The organism is Methylotenera sp. (genome assembly GCF_030653755.1).
In the GTDB taxonomy this organism is placed as follows: Bacteria; Pseudomonadota; Gammaproteobacteria; order Burkholderiales; family Methylophilaceae; genus Methylotenera.
The window spans coordinates 41,829-63,492 of the sequence record NZ_JAURYU010000008.1 but is presented as its reverse complement, the minus strand read 5'-3'; the positions used below and the strand labels follow the sequence as shown (position 1 = coordinate 63,492).

Annotated in this window: 27 protein-coding genes; 20 read left to right on the top strand and 7 right to left on the bottom strand. The window is 42.8% G+C overall.

The genetic code is table 11. The features are described from left to right. Window positions 1–449 precede the first annotated feature (449 nt). From Q7U33_RS01600 to Q7U33_RS01560, 9 genes are all read left to right on the top strand, one after another. Window positions 450–656: a hypothetical protein gene (locus tag Q7U33_RS01600; protein WP_304857798.1), complete on the top strand. Its 207-nt coding sequence runs from the start codon at window positions 450–452 to the stop codon at window positions 654–656. Window positions 657–688: 32 nt separating this feature from the next. Further along, window positions 689–988 (top strand): hypothetical protein, encoded by a 300-nt coding sequence (locus tag Q7U33_RS01595; RefSeq protein WP_304857797.1) that lies wholly within the window; start codon window positions 689–691, stop codon window positions 986–988. 31 nt (window positions 989–1,019) lie between these two features. Further along, the gene (gene rpsD / locus Q7U33_RS01590) at window positions 1,020–1,637 is read left to right on the top strand and encodes a 30S ribosomal protein S4 (protein ID WP_304857796.1); all 618 of its coding nucleotides are present in this window, start codon (window positions 1,020–1,022) and stop codon (window positions 1,635–1,637) included. Between the two features lie 167 nt (window positions 1,638–1,804). Beyond that, the gene (locus Q7U33_RS01585) at window positions 1,805–2,026 is read left to right on the top strand and encodes a hemin uptake protein HemP (RefSeq protein WP_304857795.1); all 222 of its coding nucleotides are present in this window, start codon (window positions 1,805–1,807) and stop codon (window positions 2,024–2,026) included. 7 nt (window positions 2,027–2,033) lie between these two features. Beyond that, complete coding sequence (locus Q7U33_RS01580; protein ID WP_304857794.1) at window positions 2,034–2,306, top strand: hypothetical protein; 273 nt, start codon at window positions 2,034–2,036, stop codon at window positions 2,304–2,306. A 191-nt stretch (window positions 2,307–2,497) separates the two neighbouring features. Next, a complete protein-coding gene (gene hemP, locus Q7U33_RS01575; RefSeq protein WP_304857793.1) occupies window positions 2,498–2,668 on the top strand; it encodes a hemin uptake protein HemP in 171 nt (56 codons plus the stop codon). Window positions 2,669–2,717: 49 nt separating this feature from the next. Then, window positions 2,718–3,560 carry an energy transducer TonB gene (locus Q7U33_RS01570; protein ID WP_304857792.1) on the top strand — a complete coding sequence of 281 codons (843 nt, stop codon included), beginning with the start codon at window positions 2,718–2,720 and terminating at the stop codon, window positions 3,558–3,560. A 114-nt stretch (window positions 3,561–3,674) separates the two neighbouring features. Continuing rightward, a complete protein-coding gene (locus Q7U33_RS01565; protein ID WP_304857791.1) occupies window positions 3,675–4,424 on the top strand; it encodes a MotA/TolQ/ExbB proton channel family protein in 750 nt (249 codons plus the stop codon). After that, window positions 4,421–4,840 (top strand): biopolymer transporter ExbD, encoded by a 420-nt coding sequence (locus Q7U33_RS01560; RefSeq protein ID WP_304857790.1) that lies wholly within the window; start codon window positions 4,421–4,423, stop codon window positions 4,838–4,840. Before Q7U33_RS01565 ends, Q7U33_RS01560 begins: the two co-directional genes overlap by 4 nt. Window positions 4,841–5,024: 184 nt before the next feature. On the opposite strand, the gene Q7U33_RS01555 is transcribed toward Q7U33_RS01560, so the two are convergent. The 5 genes from Q7U33_RS01555 to Q7U33_RS01535 form a co-directional block, all read right to left on the bottom strand. Continuing rightward, window positions 5,025–5,645: a cation transporter gene (locus Q7U33_RS01555; protein WP_304857789.1), complete on the bottom strand. Its 621-nt coding sequence runs from the start codon at window positions 5,643–5,645 to the stop codon at window positions 5,025–5,027. Between the two features lie 117 nt (window positions 5,646–5,762). Continuing rightward, entirely contained in the window at window positions 5,763–6,986 is a 1,224-nt protein-coding gene (locus tag Q7U33_RS01550; RefSeq protein WP_304857788.1) for an ABC transporter permease, read from the bottom strand. Continuing rightward, complete coding sequence (locus tag Q7U33_RS01545) at window positions 6,986–7,735, bottom strand: ABC transporter ATP-binding protein (protein WP_304857787.1); 750 nt, start codon at window positions 7,733–7,735, stop codon at window positions 6,986–6,988. The genes Q7U33_RS01550 and Q7U33_RS01545 overlap by 1 nt, the downstream gene beginning before the upstream one ends. A gap of 15 nt (window positions 7,736–7,750) precedes the next feature. Further along, window positions 7,751–8,968, bottom strand: a complete 1,218-nt coding sequence (locus Q7U33_RS01540; protein WP_304857786.1) for an efflux RND transporter periplasmic adaptor subunit — start codon at window positions 8,966–8,968, stop codon at window positions 7,751–7,753. Window positions 8,969–8,979: 11 nt separating this feature from the next. Continuing rightward, window positions 8,980–10,458, bottom strand: a complete 1,479-nt coding sequence (locus tag Q7U33_RS01535; protein ID WP_304857785.1) for a TolC family protein — start codon at window positions 10,456–10,458, stop codon at window positions 8,980–8,982. Window positions 10,459–10,774: 316 nt separating this feature from the next. Between Q7U33_RS01535 and Q7U33_RS12055 the strand changes: the two genes are divergently transcribed. The 6 genes from Q7U33_RS12055 to Q7U33_RS01510 are packed head-to-tail and all read left to right on the top strand — an operon-like array spanning window position 10,775 to window position 15,546. After that, window positions 10,775–11,974: a TonB-dependent receptor gene (locus Q7U33_RS12055; protein ID WP_370651973.1), complete on the top strand. Its 1,200-nt coding sequence runs from the start codon at window positions 10,775–10,777 to the stop codon at window positions 11,972–11,974. A gap of 41 nt (window positions 11,975–12,015) precedes the next feature. Continuing rightward, a complete protein-coding gene (locus Q7U33_RS12050) occupies window positions 12,016–12,948 on the top strand; it encodes a TonB-dependent receptor (protein ID WP_370651972.1) in 933 nt (310 codons plus the stop codon). 10 nt (window positions 12,949–12,958) lie between these two features. Then, window positions 12,959–13,639 carry a Fe2+-dependent dioxygenase gene (locus Q7U33_RS01525; RefSeq protein ID WP_304857784.1) on the top strand — a complete coding sequence of 227 codons (681 nt, stop codon included), beginning with the start codon at window positions 12,959–12,961 and terminating at the stop codon, window positions 13,637–13,639. Window positions 13,640–13,646: 7 nt separating this feature from the next. After that, a complete protein-coding gene (locus tag Q7U33_RS01520; protein ID WP_304857783.1) occupies window positions 13,647–14,717 on the top strand; it encodes an alpha-hydroxy acid oxidase in 1,071 nt (356 codons plus the stop codon). A 13-nt stretch (window positions 14,718–14,730) separates the two neighbouring features. Beyond that, a complete protein-coding gene (locus Q7U33_RS01515; RefSeq protein WP_304857782.1) occupies window positions 14,731–14,991 on the top strand; it encodes a PepSY domain-containing protein in 261 nt (86 codons plus the stop codon). Between the two features lie 51 nt (window positions 14,992–15,042). Beyond that, window positions 15,043–15,546 carry a cytochrome b/b6 domain-containing protein gene (locus Q7U33_RS01510; protein ID WP_304857781.1) on the top strand — a complete coding sequence of 168 codons (504 nt, stop codon included), beginning with the start codon at window positions 15,043–15,045 and terminating at the stop codon, window positions 15,544–15,546. 25 nt (window positions 15,547–15,571) lie between these two features. Here the strand turns inward: Q7U33_RS01510 and Q7U33_RS01505 are convergent, their stop codons facing one another. Continuing rightward, window positions 15,572–16,003 (bottom strand): CBS domain-containing protein, encoded by a 432-nt coding sequence (locus Q7U33_RS01505; RefSeq protein ID WP_304857780.1) that lies wholly within the window; start codon window positions 16,001–16,003, stop codon window positions 15,572–15,574. A gap of 290 nt (window positions 16,004–16,293) precedes the next feature. On the opposite strand from Q7U33_RS01505, the gene chrA reads away from it, so the two are divergent. Next, window positions 16,294–17,652: a chromate efflux transporter gene (gene chrA / locus Q7U33_RS01500; protein ID WP_304857779.1), complete on the top strand. Its 1,359-nt coding sequence runs from the start codon at window positions 16,294–16,296 to the stop codon at window positions 17,650–17,652. 395 nt (window positions 17,653–18,047) lie between these two features. On the opposite strand, the gene Q7U33_RS01495 is transcribed toward chrA, so the two are convergent. Continuing rightward, window positions 18,048–18,575 (bottom strand): DUF3617 domain-containing protein, encoded by a 528-nt coding sequence (locus tag Q7U33_RS01495; protein ID WP_304857778.1) that lies wholly within the window; start codon window positions 18,573–18,575, stop codon window positions 18,048–18,050. Between the two features lie 334 nt (window positions 18,576–18,909). Here Q7U33_RS01495 and Q7U33_RS01490 point away from each other — a divergent pair, with 334 nt between their 5' ends. From Q7U33_RS01490 to Q7U33_RS01475, 4 genes are all read left to right on the top strand, one after another. Beyond that, a complete protein-coding gene (locus Q7U33_RS01490) occupies window positions 18,910–19,422 on the top strand; it encodes a MarR family winged helix-turn-helix transcriptional regulator (RefSeq protein WP_304857777.1) in 513 nt (170 codons plus the stop codon). 21 nt (window positions 19,423–19,443) lie between these two features. Then, on the top strand, window positions 19,444–19,824 hold the full coding sequence (locus tag Q7U33_RS01485) for a nuclear transport factor 2 family protein (protein ID WP_370651971.1): 381 nt from the start codon (window positions 19,444–19,446) through the stop codon (window positions 19,822–19,824). Window positions 19,825–19,863: 39 nt separating this feature from the next. Beyond that, window positions 19,864–20,781, top strand: a complete 918-nt coding sequence (locus Q7U33_RS01480) for a DMT family transporter (RefSeq protein WP_304857776.1) — start codon at window positions 19,864–19,866, stop codon at window positions 20,779–20,781. Between the two features lie 153 nt (window positions 20,782–20,934). Then, on the top strand, window positions 20,935–21,660 hold the full coding sequence (locus tag Q7U33_RS01475) for a YebC/PmpR family DNA-binding transcriptional regulator (protein WP_304857775.1): 726 nt from the start codon (window positions 20,935–20,937) through the stop codon (window positions 21,658–21,660). Window positions 21,661–21,664 lie beyond the last annotated feature (4 nt).

Sequence of the window (21,664 nt, the reverse complement as noted above, 5' to 3'; positions counted from 1 at the left end):
ATAAATGCATACTTTACTCGGACTGCCTTGCAAAGTATGCTGCTGGCTTTTTTAAGAGGTGCCGCTCTTCCTGTGTGTGCTTAGTTATACTTACACACACAGGCTCTCACGTTTTGCCTCAACTAGCGCAGCTTTATCTTTTGAAAAGTCTTTTTTTCAGGCACCCATAATGCTTATAACGTCTTCGCAACGGTATAACCGCGCTTAATTTACTGTCTCACTGCTTCTTATTTAAATACCTCGACAAGTTATTTCCTTGTCATTAACTCTTCTGATTACCCTCATTAAACTATAACGGTATATGCCCGCGTGTGGGATATCCATCTGTATGCGTATGCAATTTAGATTAGTTTAAAAATAATACCTTACCAATTTAGTATGAAATTAATTGTTGACATATCAAATGAGAATGATTATCATTTATTTAAATTCATAGATCGGAGTACGACATGAGTAAGCAACTAATTATTAGCCAAGCGAAACTGACAGGTAATGAAGATTGCAAGGTGCTTTATAACAAAGCAAAAGACATTGTTGAGCTAGAGATTGGAGGCACTTCATTGCGGCTAGAAGTGCGTAACTTTTTTATGATGAATGAAATGATGCGTAAAGCAGTGGCAAGGTTGGTGATGCAAACTGAGTTGCATCAAGTGTAGTAATACTGTGAATAAACCAAGTGAGTACAAACATGCAAAAACAAGTATCAGCATCAAAAGCACCAAGTGAATTATTTGACCCTGAGTTACCAACCTCAAGAGAGTTAATGGCAGCAATTTGCTGTGTAGCTACGCAATATGCGCTTAAGCCATCACATGAGCTGGCAGTGTTGGCGAGTGAATTAGCTAATAAGTTAACCGCACCTGAGTATGCAGATACAAAGCTGATTGAAGATATTGCAGAGCGCTTGGTTAAGCAATGGAAAGCAATCGTCAATGAGTATGGCACAGAAGACAATTGGTTGTTGGCCACACATAACACATTGCAATAAGTGATAAATATTAAATAGATAAGGAAACAAGATGTCTCGATTTATTGGCCCACGATTAAAAGTGATGCGTGCATTAGGGGTAGATTTACCTGGGTTGTCACGTAAAACAATTGAAGCACGGCCAACGCCGCCAGGTCAGCATGGTAATAAAGCATCGCGTAAGCGCCGCTCTGATTTTGGTGTGAAGCTACAGGAAAAACAAAAGATTCGTTTCAATTACGGGCTTACAGAAACCCAAATGCGCAGATTAATACTGGATGCGCGTAAAGGTAAGGAGCCAACAGGTGAAAGATTGTTGCAGCTACTCGAACGTCGAATGGATAACGTGGTTTTCCGTGCTGGCTTTGCGCCAAATGTGATTGCTGCAAGGCAGTTAGTGAGCCATGGACACCTAATGTTAAACGGCAAGCCCGCTAATATTCCATCGATAAGATTAAATATAGGTGATGAAATCACTGTTAAGCCTAAAAGTAAAAATATCCCAATGGTGGTAGAAACAGTAAAGCAACCCTCTTTAGAACGCCCAGAGTGGTTGGCTTGGGATACAGCAACACAAGTGGTGACAGTGGCGCACTTACCCGCGGTAAGTGATGTGCCGTTCCCTGTGGATGTGCAGCTTGTGGTTGAATATTACGCTAACCGCGTGTAGTGGTTGGTAGCAGAATTTGAGTGGCTCCTAACAGCTGCTCAAATGTAGTAAATGCATGGCAACATGCGTCTCCTTGATCTTAACAGATCATTTATGGTTGCATTAAGGATAACCCTTATGTAAGTCGGCCATCTTTTTAATGTTAGTGACTTAACTGGGCTGCCATCATGAAAATTATTACTAATTTAACCTCTAAAGAGCATATGAGTTTTGATATAGCAATTGTGACAGACAGTACGCGTACGCAAGAAGACATTAAGATTTCTAGAATAAAAAGATTAAATAGCGACAAGCTGTTTACAAATGTGAAAGAAGTGATGATTGATCACGAAGATGAAACTTATTTTTTACGAATTACTAAACAAAATAAATTGATACTAACTAAATAGGTGTGACATGAAAAATAAAAAAGCGCTAGATAACGTCACAAATAATCAAGCCTCGTGCCTACGAGTTTTATTGTCTAGAAATGAAAGTGGTCAGATTATATTTTGCGAAAATTGTAATGTAGCAGAGCTGGAACTAGGTGCAATTAGCTTGCGAATAGATGCTGGCACTTTGCATACCTTAAAAACTTTACTAGCAGATGCTGTCACAAGGCTGGCGTTGTATCAACAGGAAAAAGCCATTGTCACACAACAGTCCGCCGTTAATTGCAGTGTTCACTAGTGAGCGTAATTTTAGTATGCGCAATATTTTAATAAGTACAGTAATTTAGTAGATGCAGTTAAGTAAATCAATCACATAGAGCAAAGCTAATACATAAAGCTATTGACAAATCTAAATGATAACAATTATCATTAGCTTTATTGCTTAAAGTAATTTGGGTGAAATAACCAACTTGATAATGGGCCTGATAAATGATGCTGGATGAAAAAAAACATGAACCCAAAGTTAAGGAGTCTTCTGTTGCTAGGGTGACAACAAGTGAGTTGTTGTTTTCAGGTGCGCGAGAGTTGGTGATTAAGCACGTTGGTGAAGATTACCGTTTGAGACTTACCAATCAGGGTAAGTTGATTCTTACAAAGTAGTACTGCATTAGCAGTATTACAGTTTTTACGGAATAGGTTAGGAGGAAGTATGATGACAAATTCAGAGCTTGCAGTGAATACTCACTTCTTTTTGGAGCCTTTTGTAAGCAAGGTAGATGCTACAAGTAAATCTAATGTAAAACATTTTCCGATTAACAATTATATTAATCCAGCACGTAAAAACAAAAAAACAATCTCTTACAAAATGCTTGCTGTAGTGACCCTGATGCATATGGTTGCTGTTGCTGGTTTGTTGAACGCTAAACCAGAAACTGTTGACCTTAATAAGCTAACAACACCAATGATGGTGAGTTTGGTGAGCCAAGTTGCAGATGTTCCAGAAGCTAAATCACCTGTAGAGCAAGTGCAACCTGTTCAAAAACCATCAGTGAAAAAAACAGTGGTGCAAAAGCAGAAAGTCTCAGAAGAAAAGCTGGTCGTGAATGAAGAAGCTGTTAGAAAAATTGAGCAAGTAGAGCCAGTAGTAGAACAGAAGGTCGAAGAGGCCGTTGTTGCAGAGAGTAAGCCCGCTGAATCGCAACAATTAGCAAAGACAACAGAAGTGACTGATAAAGTTGTCAATGAAAAGGTAGCGGCTGCGCCAGTGATTGAGCCACCTAGTTTTGGGGCTGCCTATTTAAATAACCCAGCACCTGCTTATCCAATGGTAGCAAGAAGAATGGGGGAGCAAGGCAAAGTGTTACTTAAAGTTTTAGTGTCAGAAAATGGCAAAGCTGAGACTGTTAAAGTAGATACCAGTAGTGGCCATCATAAATTAGATCAGGCAGCCATTGAGGCTGTTAAAAAATGGAGTTTTGTACCAGCAAAACGTAGTAATCAGCCAATTAGCGCTTATGTACTGGTGCCAGTAAATTTCACATTGAGTAGTTAAGTCACTCAATCAATACGCATAGATTAATGCGTGTATAGGCTGATGAAAAGTAGATTGATGAACAGTAAGACATGGGGCTGAATCAATTAACAGATTAAGAATTAAGCGAGGGTAATGATGCAAAACGGTTATGAGTTTAATAGTTGGGAATTTATCACGGCAGGTGGGCCAGTTTCTATATTGGTTGCCATGATATTGTTAACAATGTCTGTGGCGAGTTGGTATTTAATCGTGACTAGAAGCATTAGTGCATGGCGTATGCGTAGCGCATATCAGTCATTTTTACAGGCTTTTTGGCAAGCACCAAGTTTGGCTGTGGCAATGAAGCAAAGTCAGGCATATGCTAATACAGGGCTAGCTAGGCTGGCAGAAAAAGCGATTTTAGCGGCTGAGCATCACAAACTGTGTACAGTAAAAGGCACTGAAATGGTGGCACAAGATGAATTTGTCGCGCGCGCCATGAACCGTAGCATTGCAGAAGAAAATGCAAATATGGAAGGCGGACTTACTGTGCTGGCTTCTGTAGGTAGTGTGTCACCATTTGTTGGCTTATTTGGTACAGTGTGGGGTATTTATCATGCGCTTGCTAGTATTAGCTTAAGTGGTCAGGCGACATTGGATAAAGTTGCAGGACCAGTAGGTGAGGCTTTGATTATGACGGCACTAGGTTTGGCTGTCGCTATTCCAGCTGTGTTAGCTTATAACGCAATTGTGCGTAGTAACCGTGCTTTATCGGTAACGCTTGAGAAATTTGGCTACGAGTTGCATACCTTGATTACGACAGGTGCGGTGATAGGCACTACACGCGCGCATAAACAGGGCGTTACTGACCAAGCTGTGCATGTTGCAGGGGTCGTAGCATGATAGGGTCAGGAAGCAATGTCGGCGGTGCGCCGCATTCGGCACCTATGTCTGAGATTAACACTACACCGTTAGTGGATGTGATGTTGGTGTTATTGGTGATTTTTATTATTACCGCACCATTGCTGACGCATGCTGTAAAAATTGATTTACCACAAACAAGTAGCGAGCCTATCCCTGAAAAGCCAGAAGTGATTTCTGTATCTATTGATGCATCAGGAAAAATGTACTGGAATGATATGCCGCTGGTGCAAGGTGAACTGAAATTGAAGTTAAAAGAAATTGCCCAGAAGAAACCACAGCCAGAGTTAAATATTCGAGCTGATAAAGAAACGCGCTATCAAGTGTTGGCTGAAGTGATGGCTGATGCGCAAAACTCAGGTGTTAGTAAAATGGGTTTTGTGAGCGAAAGTAAGTAGTTACTTATTGGTTGGTTAAAGGTTGCGCAGTGAATATTGTGCCATTTTTTGTCATGCTTGTGTGACTTGGGTTGGCTGCCATCGTAATTAGCGTTTTTTTTGGTATCTTGCAAATTTTTTTGATTGTACGTAATGCGGAGGCTATGGTAACTGTGAATTTTCACAAGTTGAAGTCGCACATATTTTATTGTTGGTGATTCAACTCCGATCTCGCTTGCTTTATTATCTGTATCGCCGCTGATACACCAAGGCTGGCCATGACCACTGCCACAATCAAATCAGGCCATGCGCTTTTACTTCCTAATACGCCTAGCGCTGCCATCATGACGGCAAAATTCCCGATAGCATCATTTCTGCTGCATAGCCATACTGATTGCATATTGGCGTCTCCATCGCGATAGGCATAGAGCATCATGGCAACACTTACATTCGCGAGAAGCGCAATAAAACCTACAAACCCCATAGTGTACGCTTCTGGTACTTCACCATGCATGGTAGACCATACGGTGTAGGCTAGTACTAATAATCCAAAACTGCCCATTGTCATCCCTTTAAACAGCGCGGCACGCGCACGCCATGCAAGGCTCATAGATAACACTGCTAAAGATATGCCATAGTTCATGGCATCACCAAAAAAGTCGATGGCATCAGCCATTAACGAGACTGATTGGGCATTAAGTCCACTGAGAATTTCTACGAAAAACATCGTCGCATTTATGACTAATGCGACCCAAAGTACTTTCTTATATTTAGGCGTTAGTAGCTTCTGGTTGCTGCATTCGCTGTTACAACAATCTTTGGCCATAGGTGGTAGCTCTCTGGGGATTTATTTTCATTGTGTGACAATAGCATTTTAGCCATTCGATAGAAAGCTCAGTGCAAGCATGCGATAGCTAATCACCTAGCTATCGCATAAGTATGGCTATTGGTAGCGCAATGCCTCAATAGGGTTGAGCATTGCGGCTTTGCGGGCAGGGTAAAAGCCAAAGAACACACCAATACTTGCTGCTACGCCAAAGGCAATGGCAACTGAGTTTGCTGAAATAATGATTTCTGCCTTTGTGATGATGTTCACCATGATGGCGCCACCAACACCAATTGCAATGCCAATCAGGCAGCCTACAATCGAAATGACGATAGCTTCCAATAAGAACTGCAATAAAATGTCGCGCTGACGTGCGCCAATTGCCATGCGAATGCCGATTTCTCGCGTACGCTCGGTGACTGACACTAGCATGATGTTCATGATACCAATACCGCCTACCAGCAAAGATACTGAGGCAATTGCACCTAACAGCAGAGACATGGTGCGCGTCGTTTCAGCTGCTGAGTTAGCAATCGCCGTAAGGTTGCGGACATAGAAGTCGCTGTCTGATCCTTCTCTTATGTTATGGCGTTGATTAAGTAGGCTGTTTAAGCCTTCTTCTACCATTGGCATGGTGTTGTCAGACTCAGCTTGAACGATAATTTGCCGCACACTGCCCGGGAGCTGGTTACCAAATAGTTTACGTTGTGCGGTGGTGAGTGGCACAATAATCGTGTCATCCTGATCGCGGCCATCAAGCGTTTGACCTTTGCTATCAAGCACACCTAAAATGACAAAAGGACTTTGTTTAATGCGGATGGTTTTTCCGACAGGGTCAATATTGTCACCAAATATGTTCTGGACAATAGTTTTTCCAACCAATGCAACACGGGTGGCAGAGCGAATGTCTGATTCAGAGAATGCATAGCCGTCACTCAAGTTCCATCCGCGTATTTCTAGGTAACTTGGCGTAGTGCCGATGATGTCAGTGTTCCAGTTATTACTGCCAAATACGATTTGCGCTTTCCCCATGGTGACAGGTGCAACACCAACCACACCGTCCAGATCTGATATTGCGTTAGCATCTTTGACATTTAGTGATGGCGCGTTGCCAGTGGCAGATCTTGCGCCGCCTGAGGTTGGCGGTCCTGATAGTATAACGAAAAGATTGCTACCCATTGCGCTGATTGAGCGTTTAACAGCGGCTTCAGCCCCTTGCCCAATGGCCATCATCAGTACAACCGCACTAACGCCTATTACCATGCCAAGCATGGTCAAAAATGTGCGTAAACGATTGGCACCCATCGCGTGCCATGCTTCGCCTAACATTGCGGTAAACATTAAATAGCCTCGCTTATTGGTATTGCTATAGATTTGCTGGATGTGTTGGATGTGCCAATTTCTCTAGTTCGCGTGTCCTGCACAATTCTCCCATCTAAAAAACGCACTTGGCGGCTGGCATGTTCGGCAATGTCAGTTTCGTGGGTGACTAATACAATCGTGATACCTTCCTGGTTGAGCTCAGAAAATAGCGTCATGATTTCTTCACTAGTGACGCTATCCAAGTTGCCTGTTGGCTCATCCGCTAATATGAGGCTTGGTTTGTTAACCAAAGCGCGCGCAATAGCAACACGTTGCTGTTGACCGCCAGAAATTTGATTCGGGCGTGAATTCAGGTAATTTGCTAAGCCTACTTTTTCTAACAGGAGTTTGGCACGAGCATGGCGTTCAGCTTTATCTACGCCAGCGTATACCAGCGGTAAAGCAACGTTATCTAGCAAGCTTGAGCGTGCTAACAAATTAAAGCCTTGAAACACGAAGCCTATGGTTTTGTTGCGTACCTGAGCCACGGCGTTTTGCTCCATATTGGCCACTGGGTGGCCATCTAATACGTACTGACCTTTGCTTGGTTTGTCCAAGCAACCTAGAATATTCATAAAGGTAGATTTGCCAGAGCCAGATGGACCCATGATGGCGACATAGTCACCATTTTCAATGTGTAGATTCACATCTTTTAGCACAGGAAAAGGCCCAGCGGCGGTTTGGTAATCTTTATATAAACTACTGACTTCGATAACGCTTTTTTGCATGGTTTTAGCTCCCACCTAAAACATTCTTGGGCCACGCGCGTTGTTGCCGCCCGTTTGTGCTAAACTATTGCTTTGTAATTCAGAGACAATCAGTTGGGTGCCGACATTCACACCTTTGGCTTGTAAGTCTCTACCAGTAATCTCTGTAAAGCGGCCATCTGTGATGCCTAAACGGACCTTGATCGGAGATGGTTTTTCATCTTTCAGGATATAAATGGTGCCAGTGTTTAGATCATCGCCTTTATTGCTTTTCTTGCGAGCTGCTCCATTTTTACCCATCTCGCCTTTTGGACTCTCTGCGTTACTTTCATCTAGTTTAGGTTTATAGCGTAGCGCTGCGTTTGGCACGAGCAAGGCTTGCTCACGATTGGCGACGCCAATATTGACATACGCTGTCATACCTGGAAGTAATAGTTGGTCTTGATTATCTACTGAAACCACTACGTCATAAGTGACGACATTGGAAGTGTTAACAGGGTTTAAGCGTACTTGTTTAACCACACCTTCAAAATTTCTATTTGGAAAAGCGTCAACATTGAACTTGGTTATTTGCCCAACTTTAATATTGCCAATATCAGCCTCAGCAAAGCTAGAGTTAATCTGCATTTTTGATAAATCTTGTGCGATTTTAATCAGGGTCGGTGTTTGAAAGCTTGCGGCAACGGTTTGGCCCACATCCACTACACGATCTACCACTACGCCAGAAACAGGTGAACGAATAATGGTGAAGTTTAAATTAGTTTGGTCGCGTGCTAATACGCCGCGCGCGCTATCTAATTGCGCCTTTGCAGACTTCAAGACTTGTACGGCAGTATCGAGTTCTTGCTTGGAGACGAACTCTTGCGTGTATAACTCACGGATGCGTTTTTCATTCGCTTGCGCTAACTCAACAGATGCTTGATTGTTGCGCACGCTGGCTTGAGACTGCGTAATTTGTGCCATGAACAATGCGTTGTCCAGCTCTAGTAATACCTGATCTTTTTTCACTTCATCATTAAAGTCTACGTATAGCTTTTTAACGATACCTGAAATTTGTGTACCGACACTGACGAGCGTCACGGGGTTCAATGTGCCATTGGCCGATACCGTTTGTTCGATATCGCCCTGTGTTACTTCAGCTAACCTGTATAAATCAGCAGGATTTATTTTGCGGGTGCTTTGATAGTAATAATAGGCGCCCGCAGAGAGTGCGATTAACACGATGATGAAGATTATTTTTTTGAGTGATTTCATGGCTAATATCGTTAGTTGGTGTTGGTAGTAGACGCTGAACTGATTGTCGCGCTGGGTAATGACTGAATCATGGCATGGTCTAGAGAGCCCATCGCTTGCGCCAGTGTTGCGCGGGTAATATTGGCATTTAGCGCCGCTTGGATTTGCTGTTGCTTAGCACTGGCGAGTGCGCTTTGCGCATTCAGCGTGTCGATAATGTTGCCGACACCTGCTTTATAACGCCCGAGAGCAACTCTGTATGATTCTTCTGCACTGGCAACGAGAATTTCGGTTGCAGTGACGGACTCAAGCGCTGTGCGTAAGTTCTGATAAGCACTCCACACATCCAGTGAAATTTGCAAACGTAAACGGTCACGCTGTGCTGCGCGTAAATCTGCAGTAGCTTCAGCAGCCCGTATTCTATAGGTAGGCGCATAACCATTAAACAGTGGAATCGCAACAGTGAAGCCTAAGGTTGAGTTGTTGCTAGTCGCTAACTGTGAGCCATCTTGCAGGCTGTTAGACATGGAGATTGAAATGGTTGGTTTCGCCGCGGCTTTGCTGGCATCAATACTTGCTTGCGCGGCCTTAAGCTGTGCTTCACTAGAAATAAGATCTGGGCGACGTGAGCTGGCTTGTTCAATCAGTGTATTGACATCATTAAGTATATTAAGGGATGGCTTTGTAGTGTTACTGACTAGTAATATTTTTTGATTAGCTGGTAAGCCCATCACATTGGCTAAATTACCATAAGCAGTTTGTAAGTTGCCTTCACTAGTAATGCGCGTCAGGGTAAGTTGTGCATAAGCGGTTTGCGCTTGCAGTTTATCTGCTGGGGTTGATACCCCTGATTTATAACGCGCTTCTGCTGCTTTAAAGCTCTCACTACTCGCACGCTCCGCTTCTAATGCTGCATCCACTGCGGCTAAGTTTGCTTGTACTTGATAGAACGCTACCGTGGCAGAGAGTAATACACTTTGTACCGTGCTATTTTGGCTGGCACTTGCTGATAATAATAGCTGCCTTGCGTTTTCTAAATTGGCATTACGGTTACCAAAATCATACAACAGGTAACTTGCCACTAGGCTATTGCTCAAGTTTAAGTTTGGATTGCTACGTGTACTTGACGCTGGGTTAAGCACATTTGAGTTAACTGAAATGTTATCGGTCAGCGATGGCAGATACGCCGACTTTGCAATACCAAGCTGGGCTGCCTGTAAGCGAGCATTTGCCCACACTTCACGTGTTTGTGGGTTGTTACATAGGCTAGTATCTGCAACCTCTGCCAATGTCAGTGGTTTACCAAGGTGCTCTGCACTCATTAAGCCATCACAAGGTGACCCTTGGTATTCATCCGCCAGTTGCGGTAGCGAGAATAAATTGGTTTGCAAAGGGTCGTTGCGTGAAGAGTTTTTATCGGTATACCAAACACCGCCCTCGGCGTAAGTTGCCGATGGTAATAATAATAGGCTAAGGAGTAAACAATAGCGATTGATTCCATATTTCGTCATAGGGGCGATATTTAAAATTGATTGATTAAAAAATAATCTATTTTCTGTATTTAGATTACGACAATATAGTATATGATGCTTGCGATCTTAAATGAGAACGGTTATCATTATCGTTGAAATTTACAGTAATTTTAAAAAATTAACTTAAATTTACATTTATGTATTTATATTTACTCTAGCCAGCCAGTAAGTGTTGCTTAAGCAATCAACTTAGTTAGCCAGCCAATGACATTTATCATTAGGAAACTAAGACATGAGGCTAACGCAGCATCGTTCATTAACACAAAAATCAATCTACTTAGCAGTTGCACTAGCAATGCAAACAGCATACGCCAATGCAGAAGAACCTGCTCCTGTTACTATAACACCCCAGCAGACACTGGAAGAGGTTATGGTGGAAGCTTCAGAGCTTAAAGCCGAGAGTGGCTACCAAGCAAAGAAAACGCGTGTAGGTAAGGTATTGCAAGATCCACACGATGTTCCTCAGGCAGTAACAACAGTGACACGTGAGCTAATGCATGATCAGCAGGTTGGTTCCCTGCGCGAAGCGTTGCGTAATGTCGCTGGTTTAACATTTAATGCAGCTGAAGGTGGGCGAGCTGGCGACAATATGATGTTGCGTGGCTTTTACACGTTTGGTGATATTTATTTAGATAACATGCGTGATACTGCTCAATACAATCGTGAAACATTCAATTTAGAACAAGTGGATGTGTTGCGTGGCTCCGCTGCCATGTTGTTTGGTAGAGGGCAAGCAGGTGGTGTGATTAATCAGGTCAGCAAATTGGCTGAGCTGAATGATAAAAACACCGTCACAGGAAGTTTGGGTACTTACGATTACCATCAGTTTACTGGTGATTTTAACAAACAGTTGACTGAAACTGCGGCGATTCGTCTTAATGTGATGGATAGGCATGAAGAGACTTATCGTAAAAATCCAACGACTGGTGACCGACCTGAAACTGATAGAAAAGGCATTGCGGTTAGTTTTGGTGCAGGCATTGGCACAGACAATGAGTTGTTTTTGAATCATATCTATACGCAAACGCGTGATGTGCCAGATTTTGGTGTGCGATTTGAAAATACACGCCCCCTTAATAATGGTACTAACGGTCGAACAGACAAAACCTTTTGGGGGAGTAGTGATAACTTTGACGACAGTGATACAAGAATTACCACTGGTATTTTTACGCATAAATTTACTGAGGACACACAGCTAAGAACACAACTTCGTCACGCAGAATATAAGCGTGGTTATTGGGCTAAAACGCCAGCTACAACATTGCCTACTGAAAATAACAGTGTAGGTGGCAATGTTACGCGCAAAATGCATTATGAAACATTAAATTTACAGTCAGACTTTAGCACTAAGCTCAATTTGGCGGGTATGAAGCATGATGTGCTAGCAGGGGTTGAGTATTTGAAAGAAGACTCCTATCGTAAAGCACTGCAACCCTATAATCCTACAACAGGACAGCCATACTTGCTACAGGTGGTGCACTCAACGCAGCGATAGCCGCTAATGGTGTCACTTATAACCGTCATGATGCTGCAATATTGGGCAATGCCGTTTCTTTTGAAGCGGATAACTATGCGGCCTACGTGCAAGATACGATTGAATTTATACCTAACTGGAACTTGCTATTAGGTATGCGTAGAGATGAAATGCGCGCCGATTATAGTAGTGAAACATCGCCAAAACTAAGCTATGGTGAAAATAGCTATCGAACAGGTCTTTCTTATCACCCCACTACTGAGTCACATTATTATGCCAGTTGGAGTGATTCGTTTAGCCCAACAGCTGATTTATATCAGCTGACAGTGAAGCCACAACCTGCGGAGCGTAGTAAGACGTTGGAAGTGGGGGCTAAATGGCTATTCTTGGATGGTGACTTTACATTAAGAACCGCAATGTATCGGGCAATTAAAGACTGGGAGAGAAACACAGATCTAGAATCTACTGCCGCAATCTTGACGAAAAAACGTCGTACTGATGGTGTGGAGGTAGAGGTGGCAGGCAAGTTAACAGAGGATTGGGAAGTGTTTGCTGGTGTCGCATTGATGGATGCGGAAATTCTTAAAGTGGCTGAAAATGTTAACGCAACAACAGGCAATATTACATTCGCTGATCAGCGACTTGAAGGAGAGCGCCCTCGTAATACACCATCAGCCACATTGAATGTGTGGACTACCTATGCCTTAAACAGCGCATGGAAAATTGGAGGAGGCGTAGAGGCTAAAGGTGAGCGTACCGCCTATTCACCAACAGCTACCAACTTGTTTGCTACTGGTCGGTTTAATCCAAATAAAGCACCTGGCTACGCTAGATTAGATGCAATGGTCGCATACGAGCAACCCAAATGGGCGTTACGATTAAACGTTAAAAACCTGTTGGATAAGGAGTATTACGATGCTGTTTACGACAATGGTGGATTAGTTTCACCAGGTAACCGCAGGCAGGCAATTTTGACAACGGAATATAAATTTTAAGGAAACAATCATGTTGCAACATGTACCTGATGTGTTAACACCAGATGAGCTTATTGAGGCAAGGCGCTTGCTTGCAAACGCGCAATGGGTTGATGGTAAAGTGACCGCAGGTACACAAGCAGCAGTTGTTAAAAATAACCAGCAATTACCTGAGAGTGCCCCAGAAATATTAGCACTCAGGCAATTGGTACATGGTGCACTTAATCGTAATGCCTTATTTTTTTCAGCGGCGCTGCCATCAAAAATTCTGCCACCATTTTTTAATCGATACAGTGGGAAAACCAATCATTATGGTTTTCATGTCGATAATGCAATGCGCAGAACACCAGATGGCAGTGCTTATGTGCGTGCCGATGTCTCTGCTACTTTATTTTTGTCTGAGCCAGATGAGTATGAAGGAGGCGAATTAATGATTGAAGATACGTTTGGCCGACATGCTTTTAAATTAAAGGCAGGCAGTATGGTAGTTTACCCCTCTTCATCTGTACATCAAGTAACACCTGTACTTGAGGGTGCGCGGGTGGCTTGTTTTATGTTTATTCAAAGTATGGTGCGAGATGCTGAAAAGCGTCGCATTTTATATGATATCGACATATCACTTATGCAACTACGGCAAACGGTAGGTGAAACTGAAGCTGTGGTCCATCTCACAGGGGTTTATCACAATTTATTACGGCGCTGGGCGGAGTGAGTGATTTATGAGTGAGCATACAGCGATACCAAATAACATCCTTACCGCTATGGACTACCAATCGCATGCGCAAGCGCGCTTGAGTTCAACCATATGGCAGTACTTGGAAGGTGGTGCTGGTAAGGGGCTGACTTTAAAGGCTAATGTGGAGGTGTTTGATCAGGTCGGTTTAATGTCCAGACCACTATCTAATGTAAAGTCAGGGCATACTCGTCTAGCATTGTTTGGGCAACAGTTTGAGCACCCTTTCTTGCTAGCGCCAATTGCATATCAGCGTTTGTTTCATAAAAACGGTGAAAAAATGTCAGCGATGGCCGCCAACGCGCAGGCAGGTCAAATGGTGGTGAGTAGTCTTGCTAGCCAAACAGTTGAGGAAATAATAGAAGCTGCGCAACAACCATTATGGTTTCAGTTGTATTGGCAAGGCGATAGGTTAGGCACATTGCGACTGTTAAAACGTGCTTTATCGTGTGGGTATAACGCGGTGATGTTTACGGTAGATGCGCCTGTAAAGCAGGCTGTGATTGCTTTGCCTGACAATATACAAGCCGTTAATTTAGCGTCACCGCTTGCTATATCAGCGTTGCAGGCTCACCAAAGTATGGTGTTTGACGGCTGGATGGCACAAGCGCCCACTTGGGATGATGTTGCATGGTTACGAGATCAAATAAAAGTCCCTTTTTTAATTAAAGGCTTGCTTCATCTTGCAGATGTTGAAAAAACGTTAGCACTTGGTTGTGATGGCTTGGTCGTTTCCAATCATGGCGGCAGAGTGCTTGATTCAGTACCTACCAGTCTTTCGGTGCTGCCTGCAATTGCAAAACTAGTGTCTGGCAAAGCTTGTCTGTTGTTTGATAGTGGTATTCGAACAGGACAAGATGCTTATAAAGCATTAGCACTTGGCGCAGATGCTTTGATGATAGGACGTCCTTATATCTGGGGGCTTACCAGTGCTGGTGCGATGGGGGTGGCGCATGTATTAAAGCTCATGCGCGATGAGCTTGAGATGACGATGGCATTGTCTGGTGTGCCTACTTTAGCGGATATAAAAGCATCAAATACTATAATTTTTAATTAATGAAAGAATATCAATGAAAATATTGTTCGTGTTATTAGGTCTACTACCATTGTCTGCATTTGCAGGGGCAGCATGTGACGCACACCCTAAATCTGAATGGGTGCCAGAAAACAAGCTAAAACAAACTTTAGTAGAAGAAGGGTACACCATTAAAAAATTCAAAGTGGATGGTAATTGCTACGAAATCTACGGACGGAATAAAGAGGGTAAAAAGGTAGAGATTTATTTTGATACAAAGACCCTTGCGATTGTTAAAGCGGAAGTAGAGCGTTGATGGCGTATGAATGGCTAAGTTAAAATCAAGATAGTCACCTAAATGATCATCATGAAGTGGACACTCACTGTTCGTATCACCCATTGGTTATTGGCTGTAGGTGTTATTACAAATCTGATTAATGAAAGCGGGTCGATACATCGTTTTATTGGCTATGCTTGTGTTTTATTGGTGTTATTGCGTCTAATCGATGGGCTTTGGCTAACGAGTGTAGAAGCTTCTAAATTACATTTGCCTAGACTTAATGCGGTTAAGTTACACATCCAATCTGTTTTCTTTAATCAGCATAACCACCATGATAAACCTCTGTATGTTGGTCATAACCCGTTAGGGCAATATGCTGTTTATATCATGTGGACGCTTATTCTGTTACTGGGCTTTACTGGGTGGCTTAGCCGTACAGATCAATTTTGGGGCGAAGACTGGCCTGTTGATTTACACCAAACGTTATCGAACGTATTGCAAGGCATGGTAGTGCTACACTTGATGGCAGTCATGTTGTTATCAAAAAAATTAGGTAAAAACTTAGTCAGGGCGATGATTCGCGGTAAGTAGTTTCGCTATATCGCTGTGGTGGATATTAACTTTTAATATAGCTTTCCAGTTGTTGTATGAGTGTTTGTTGATAGATGATGGTTTCTTTTACTAAATCACCAATAGAGAGCACACCTATCACTTTGTCATTCTCAAGGACTGGTAAATGCCTAATGCGATGCTCTGTCATCAGGGACATTGCATATTCTACTGTGTCATCAGGTTTGGCAGACCACACTTTGCTGGACATCACCTCGCTAATCGCGGTGGTTTTAGATGATTTACCCTTAAGAATCACTTCACGTGCATAGTCCCGTTCAGAGAAAATGCCCACTAAGTTTTCTCCATCTAGTACGACTAAAGCGCCAATTTTGTATTCAGCTAATATCACTAACGCATCAAATACAGGGCGGTGAGGGGCGATTGAAATTACTTCTTTATATTTTTTACCATCTAGTAATTGTTGTAGCGTTTTCATGCTGATCTCCTCTTGTGATGCGCAAAAAGTTACGGTCAAAAAGTGTTATGCAAAAAACTACCCTGAAGGAGTAAATATACACCAATATTTTTTTTTACCAATAAGCGTCGTTTTACTATTGGCATAGGTTGTAATTTTTTAGGTAAGACCATTAATTAGTATTCTTCACTGTGTAAAGTTAATTTTCGAATAATAGTTGCTCTATATGAACATTTTTCCCAAAAGATGTTAGCTATAATCAAGGTAAAATATCCGTAAATTAAATATCAGCGCTAACCACAAGAGAGCTTATGGACGTTACTAATAAAAATACATCATCAACATCCACAACGCCTGTGTCGGTTTCTTTTGGTCAAGCATTTATCTACTGGCTGAAGCTAGGTTTTATTAGCTTTGGTGGCCCAGCAGGGCAAATCTCTATCATGCATCATGACTTAGTAGAGAAGAATCGGTGGATATCCGAAAAACGTTTCTTACATGCACTAAACTATTGCATGGTGTTGCCAGGGCCAGAGGCGCAGCAGCTAGCGACCTATATTGGCTGGCTCATGCATCGTACGTGGGGCGGCATAGTTGCTGGTGTATTGTTTGTACTACCCTCATTCTTTATTCTGACTGGTCTCGCATGGGTATACATGGCTTACGGATCAGTCCCCGCGGTCGCTGGGGCACTATATGGCATTAAACCTGCCGTGGTTGCCATTGTCCTACTTGCCGCTTATCGTATCGGGTCGCGCGCTTTAAAGAACCAAGTGCTGTGGGCGATTGCTGCGTTAGCCTTTATTGCTATTTTTGTATTAAACCTGCCATTCCCTCTCATTGTGGCTGTCGCTGCTTTAATTGGTCATTTTGGTGGTCGTTTGATGCCGCAGTATTTCAAAGTCGGCGGTGGGCATGGCGCCTCTAAAAAAGATTATGGCGCCGCATTTATCGATGACGATACACCAATGCCAGCGCATGCAAAGTTCAGCTTAGCAAAAATGGTACGTATAGCCGCGGTTGGCATCGGCATTTGGCTAGTTGCAATGTCGGTGTTGATTGCGCTTTATGGGTGGGATGCTGCATTTACCCAAATGGCTTGGTTTTTTACTAAAGCTGCATTGCTGACATTTGGCGGTGCTTATGCGGTGTTGCCATACGTGTATCAGGGCGCGGTAGAGCACTATCATTGGCTTACACCAGTGCAAATGATAGATGGCCTTGCACTGGGTGAAACAACGCCAGGCCCACTCATTATGGTGGTGACTTTCGTCGGTTTTGTTGGCGGCTGGGTTTCTCAGATGTTTGGTGCGGATGCAGTTTTTGCGTCTGCTGTTGTGGCGGCATCAGTCGTGACGTTTTTTACATTTCTGCCAAGTTTTATCTTTATTTTCATGGGCGCGCCATTTATTGAAACCACGCATGGCAATTTAAAATTTACTGCGCCATTGAGCGCGATTACCGCAGCCGTCGTAGGCGTGATTCTAAATCTAGCTTTGTTCTTTGCTTATCATGTATTTTGGCCCACTGGTTTAGCTGGCGTAATCGATTGGTTTTCTATCGCGCTGACAGGCTTAGCGATGCTTGCCGTATTCCGCTTCAAACTGAATGTTATTTCCGTGATATTGGCCTGTGGTGTTTTGGGGATGTTATTTAAACTTTTGGCTTAATAAGTACGCTTGGCGTACTAAATGTTGTATAAATAACCACAATATGCTGGCATGGCGTGGTTATTCCGTTGGTGTCAAAATCTACACAAATAAACACAATGCTAGCGACTTATACTTAAGTAAGCAAGACTTACCTAAGGCAGACTTAGTGCCGTTATTCAGAACAAGCATCTAATTTTTGCGCATGACACATTTCTTTCATATTTCTTACATATCATTTTAATATTTAGAAACTAAACTCACCACAAGTTAAATTAATCAAAAGTTATAACGTATTTAGTAAAGTGAGGTTTGAAATGAGTAGAGTATTATGGAATATGCTAATTGAGTGCTTAAACTGGGGTTTAGTGGCGATATTAATCGGGTTTTATATCACTGGTATATTCGCTTAACACTTACTTTGCGGGTTCTGCATTAGCACAGCTGCTCGCAAGCCATTTGCCATTTACATTCGCTTGTTCATTCACTGTGACATTTTGAATTGCCCCACTAAAATTTGTCACCCCTGTAAAAGTTTCTGCATTGGTAAAACTTCCTTCCGCTGTACCATTGCCGTTTAGCTCAGGGTTCACACATGTAAAGGCCATGTGATAGTAATTACCATTTTGCGTGACTTTCTTAACTGTGCATCCAGCTTGATTTTGAACAGCGCCAGGCAATATCTTTTGCTTTGCCATTTCTGGGGTAATGCAAGTCGAGGATTTTGCCGCACCATTTTTAATTTCTGGTACATCGAACCCATATTCCTTAGCTAGTGCATTTAAGCCGTCCATTTGGTCTGTAGAAATTTGCGATGCAAAGTTTAGCAAATCTGAAGTTGTGGTGACTTCCCATAACCCTGGTTTAATCGAAACGTCGGCAGCGTTAACAGGAGCTGTAAATGATACTAAGGCTAAATTGATAGCAAATAAATAACGGTTCATTAAGTATCCTATATAAGTAACTAGATAACCATCTGAAACAATAATTGTTACTAAGTTCATTGAGGTCAACCATATGCTCAGGAATAAAGCAGCGAATACACCCAGTAATAATCCTAAGAATAAACCGATGGCATGGTTTTATGGCGATCATTTAGTGCTGTTCAATGCAGTTATATACGATTTTTTGCCAATTTACCCATGGAATATTGCATGCGATCTATATTTCAATAGATGCGTTTGAGCGCAACACCTAATCAGTCTTGTCTGTCACTCACGAGGATTGGAGTATTAAATACTTGACATAGTTAGCTTCCTAACTATAATGTTCCTAATTATGTTAGAACTAAAAGACTTACCTACTACTGGGGTGCTCCATAAATTTGCTGAGCGATATCCTGATGCGGATATCACCGCAGTGTCGAGCTTTTTGCATTTACTACGCGTTGCAACTGATTTGTCTATCGCACTGGATGCGTGCTTGAGCAAGCATGGGTTGTTGCAAGGGCGTTGGTGGGTGCTTATTTTACTCATGCGAGAAGAGTCGCAAACTTCAACCCCCTCTATGCTTGCCAGTAAAGCAGGTGTTACGCGAGCCACGATGACAGGACTAATCGATGGTTTAGAGCAAGGTGGCCTAGTTGAGCGTGTGTTTACCAAGAGTGACAGACGCAGCGTGTTGATTCATCTCACTGTTGCAGGGCAAGTAAAACTTGATGCGGTAATGCCAGATTATTACCAAAGATTAAGGCTGTGTATGAAGGGTCTTAATGAGGCGCAGCGTATCCAATTAGAGCAGATGTTAGATTTAATTAATGCAGGCATCCCAGAATTAACCAAACAAAAGTAATTCATTTCACAATCAGGAGTCATGATGAGTAATATCAAACAGCAAGTCAGCGAAATCAATCAAAAATTTGACCACGCATTTAATACCAAAGATTCAGTAGCAATTGGTGCCTTATACGATACAACCGCAGTGGTAATGCCAGCTCCAGCAGGTGAGCCTGTGATAAGCGTTAGTGCAATCCAATCATTTTTCCAAGGGCTTATTGATGCTGGCGTAATCGAGCACCAGTTAACTTTGCTTGACGCGGTTGAAGATGGCAATCTTGCTTACCAACGCGGTAAATGGGCAGGTGCGATGTTAAATGAGCAAGGTGAAAAGCAAACATTTGGCGGTAACGTGCATCTGGTATACCGCAAACAGACAGATGGTAGCTGGAAAGCCGTTACGCATATTTGGAACTAAAGCAGTTTGCAAAAGCCAATCATTAAGACATAGAAACACATGGAAAATAGTACAAAAAGCATCATTAGTGCATTTGTTGCGCTAATCGTACTCACGATTATTTGGGGCTACAACTGGGTGGTGATGAAAAGTGCGCTGCAATATGCTGGCCCATTTCAATTTGCTGCCTTGCGCGTCTTCTTTGGTGCGATTGTGCTATTTGTTGTAATCTATGCCACAAAGCGGCCCTTAGGTCTTAAAGAGTTTCCCACTATGCTAGTGTTGGGCTTGTTGCAGACGGTGGGCTTTACTGGGTTATTAATTTGGGCTTTGGTTGAGGGAGGTGCAGGTAAAACTGCCGTACTCACTTACACCATGCCATTTTGGGTGATGCTGTTTGCGTGGCCTATGCTGGGTGAAAAGGTGCAAGGTTGGCAGTGGTTAGCGGTAATTTCTGCTGTATTCGGCATGGTGCTAATCTTTGATCCCTTGCATATCAAAGCAGATGGATTCAGTATGTTCTTAGCCATTGTCTCAGGTGTGTCTTGGGCGCTTTCAGCCATCATTTCTAAGAAACTTCATCGACGTAGCCCGCATTTAGATTTGTTAAATCTAACGGCATGGCCTATGTTGCTAGGTTCCATACCTATAGTAGTCATTGCGTTTATCGTGCCAGCCGACCCGATTCAATGGACAGGCTATTTTATCGGTGCTGTATTGTTTAATGTGTTTCTGAGCGGTGCGCTGGCTTGGCTACTGTGGCTGTATGCCTTACAAATTTTACCTGCTGGAATGGCCAGCATGGCGTCTATGCTGGCACCAGTAATTGGTGTGTTGGCCGCGTGGGTGCAGTTAAGTGAGGTACCTAATCGTATGGAGTTGATTGGCATGGTGTTAATCGCGCTATCATTAGTGATTATTTCAATCATCAGTATAAAGAAACATACGCCCGTTGATCCTGCAATTGGGCAAGAGTAAACATAAGTCATTAGGATCTAAGCATTTAGCCCTTATAAGCTATAGGCCCTTTATAAACTACTAACCAGTTTAACTCTCATTTAAAAGCCTGTAATTTGAGTAAACGCATGTGATAAAATCCACCTTATTTAGTTGGAATTTTAGGATCTAAACATGGCAGGTCATAGTAAATGGGCAAATATTCAGCATCGTAAAGGTCGCCAAGATGCTAAACGCGGTAAGGTTTTCACTAAAATCATTAAAGAAATTACGGTTTCAGCACGCTTGAGTGGTGGTGATGTCAGTATGAATCCACGCTTACGTGCGGCAGTTGCATTGGCGAAGGAAGAAAACATGCCGTCAGATAACATCACGCGTGCCATCAAAAAAGGCACTGGTGAGTTAGAGGGTGTGAACTACGAAGAAATCCGCTATGAAGGCTATGGCATTAACGGCGCGGCTATTATTATTGATTGCTTAACTGACAATAAGCAACGCGCGGTAATGGAGGTGCGCCATGCCTTAAGTAAGCACGGCGGCAATCTGGGTACCGATGGCTCCGTTGCTTTTATGTTTAAGCATTGTGGTAGCTTGGTATATGAGCCAGGCACTTCTGAAGACAAAGTCATGGAAGTTGCGTTAGAAGCTGGCGCTGAAGATGTGGTCACCAATGATGATGGCAGTATCGAAGTGATTACGCCACCATCTGATTTTGTGGCCGTTAAAGAAGCGCTAGAGACAGCAGGCCTGAAGGCAGTGATGGGTGAAGTCACAATGAAACCTGATGCTGAAGTCATATTCACTGGAGATGATGCGGTGAAAATGCAAAAAATTCTGGACGCATTGGAGGACTTAGACGACGTGCAGGATGTTTACACCTCTGCGGTTATTGAAGAGTAAGCAT

What these genes read in the sequence shown, in the direction of transcription:
- Q7U33_RS01550 (WP_304857788.1), bottom strand. Translation starts at nt 6,986, where the DNA reads ATGTTTACCGCAATGTTAGGCGAAGCATGGCACGCGATGGGTGCCAAT.
- Q7U33_RS01480 (WP_304857776.1), top strand. Translation starts at nt 19,864, where the DNA reads ATGGAAAATAGTACAAAAAGCATCATTAGTGCATTTGTTGCGCTAATC.
- chrA (WP_304857779.1), top strand. Translation starts at nt 16,294, where the DNA reads ATGGACGTTACTAATAAAAATACATCATCAACATCCACAACGCCTGTG.
- Q7U33_RS01545 (WP_304857787.1), bottom strand. Translation starts at nt 7,735, where the DNA reads ATGCAAAAAAGCGTTATCGAAGTCAGTAGTTTATATAAAGATTACCAA.
- rpsD (WP_304857796.1), top strand. Translation starts at nt 1,020, where the DNA reads ATGTCTCGATTTATTGGCCCACGATTAAAAGTGATGCGTGCATTAGGG.
- Q7U33_RS01555 (WP_304857789.1), bottom strand. Translation starts at nt 5,645, where the DNA reads ATGGCCAAAGATTGTTGTAACAGCGAATGCAGCAACCAGAAGCTACTA.
- Q7U33_RS01525 (WP_304857784.1), top strand. Translation starts at nt 12,959, where the DNA reads ATGTTGCAACATGTACCTGATGTGTTAACACCAGATGAGCTTATTGAG.
- Q7U33_RS01595 (WP_304857797.1), top strand. Translation starts at nt 689, where the DNA reads ATGCAAAAACAAGTATCAGCATCAAAAGCACCAAGTGAATTATTTGAC.
- Q7U33_RS01565 (WP_304857791.1), top strand. Translation starts at nt 3,675, where the DNA reads ATGATGCAAAACGGTTATGAGTTTAATAGTTGGGAATTTATCACGGCA.
- Q7U33_RS01475 (WP_304857775.1), top strand. Translation starts at nt 20,935, where the DNA reads ATGGCAGGTCATAGTAAATGGGCAAATATTCAGCATCGTAAAGGTCGC.
- Q7U33_RS01520 (WP_304857783.1), top strand. Translation starts at nt 13,647, where the DNA reads ATGAGTGAGCATACAGCGATACCAAATAACATCCTTACCGCTATGGAC.
- Q7U33_RS01570 (WP_304857792.1), top strand. Translation starts at nt 2,718, where the DNA reads ATGATGACAAATTCAGAGCTTGCAGTGAATACTCACTTCTTTTTGGAG.
- Q7U33_RS01515 (WP_304857782.1), top strand. Translation starts at nt 14,731, where the DNA reads ATGAAAATATTGTTCGTGTTATTAGGTCTACTACCATTGTCTGCATTT.
- Q7U33_RS01585 (WP_304857795.1), top strand. Translation starts at nt 1,805, where the DNA reads ATGAAAATTATTACTAATTTAACCTCTAAAGAGCATATGAGTTTTGAT.
- Q7U33_RS12055 (WP_370651973.1), top strand. Translation starts at nt 10,775, where the DNA reads ATGCAAACAGCATACGCCAATGCAGAAGAACCTGCTCCTGTTACTATA.
- Q7U33_RS01580 (WP_304857794.1), top strand. Translation starts at nt 2,034, where the DNA reads ATGAAAAATAAAAAAGCGCTAGATAACGTCACAAATAATCAAGCCTCG.
- Q7U33_RS01510 (WP_304857781.1), top strand. Translation starts at nt 15,043, where the DNA reads ATGAAGTGGACACTCACTGTTCGTATCACCCATTGGTTATTGGCTGTA.
- Q7U33_RS01505 (WP_304857780.1), bottom strand. Translation starts at nt 16,003, where the DNA reads ATGAAAACGCTACAACAATTACTAGATGGTAAAAAATATAAAGAAGTA.
- Q7U33_RS01600 (WP_304857798.1), top strand. Translation starts at nt 450, where the DNA reads ATGAGTAAGCAACTAATTATTAGCCAAGCGAAACTGACAGGTAATGAA.
- Q7U33_RS01490 (WP_304857777.1), top strand. Translation starts at nt 18,910, where the DNA reads ATGTTAGAACTAAAAGACTTACCTACTACTGGGGTGCTCCATAAATTT.
- Q7U33_RS01540 (WP_304857786.1), bottom strand. Translation starts at nt 8,968, where the DNA reads ATGAAATCACTCAAAAAAATAATCTTCATCATCGTGTTAATCGCACTC.
- hemP (WP_304857793.1), top strand. Translation starts at nt 2,498, where the DNA reads ATGATGCTGGATGAAAAAAAACATGAACCCAAAGTTAAGGAGTCTTCT.
- Q7U33_RS01560 (WP_304857790.1), top strand. Translation starts at nt 4,421, where the DNA reads ATGATAGGGTCAGGAAGCAATGTCGGCGGTGCGCCGCATTCGGCACCT.
- Q7U33_RS01535 (WP_304857785.1), bottom strand. Translation starts at nt 10,458, where the DNA reads ATGACGAAATATGGAATCAATCGCTATTGTTTACTCCTTAGCCTATTA.
- Q7U33_RS01495 (WP_304857778.1), bottom strand. Translation starts at nt 18,575, where the DNA reads ATGAACCGTTATTTATTTGCTATCAATTTAGCCTTAGTATCATTTACA.
- Q7U33_RS01485 (WP_370651971.1), top strand. Translation starts at nt 19,444, where the DNA reads ATGATGAGTAATATCAAACAGCAAGTCAGCGAAATCAATCAAAAATTT.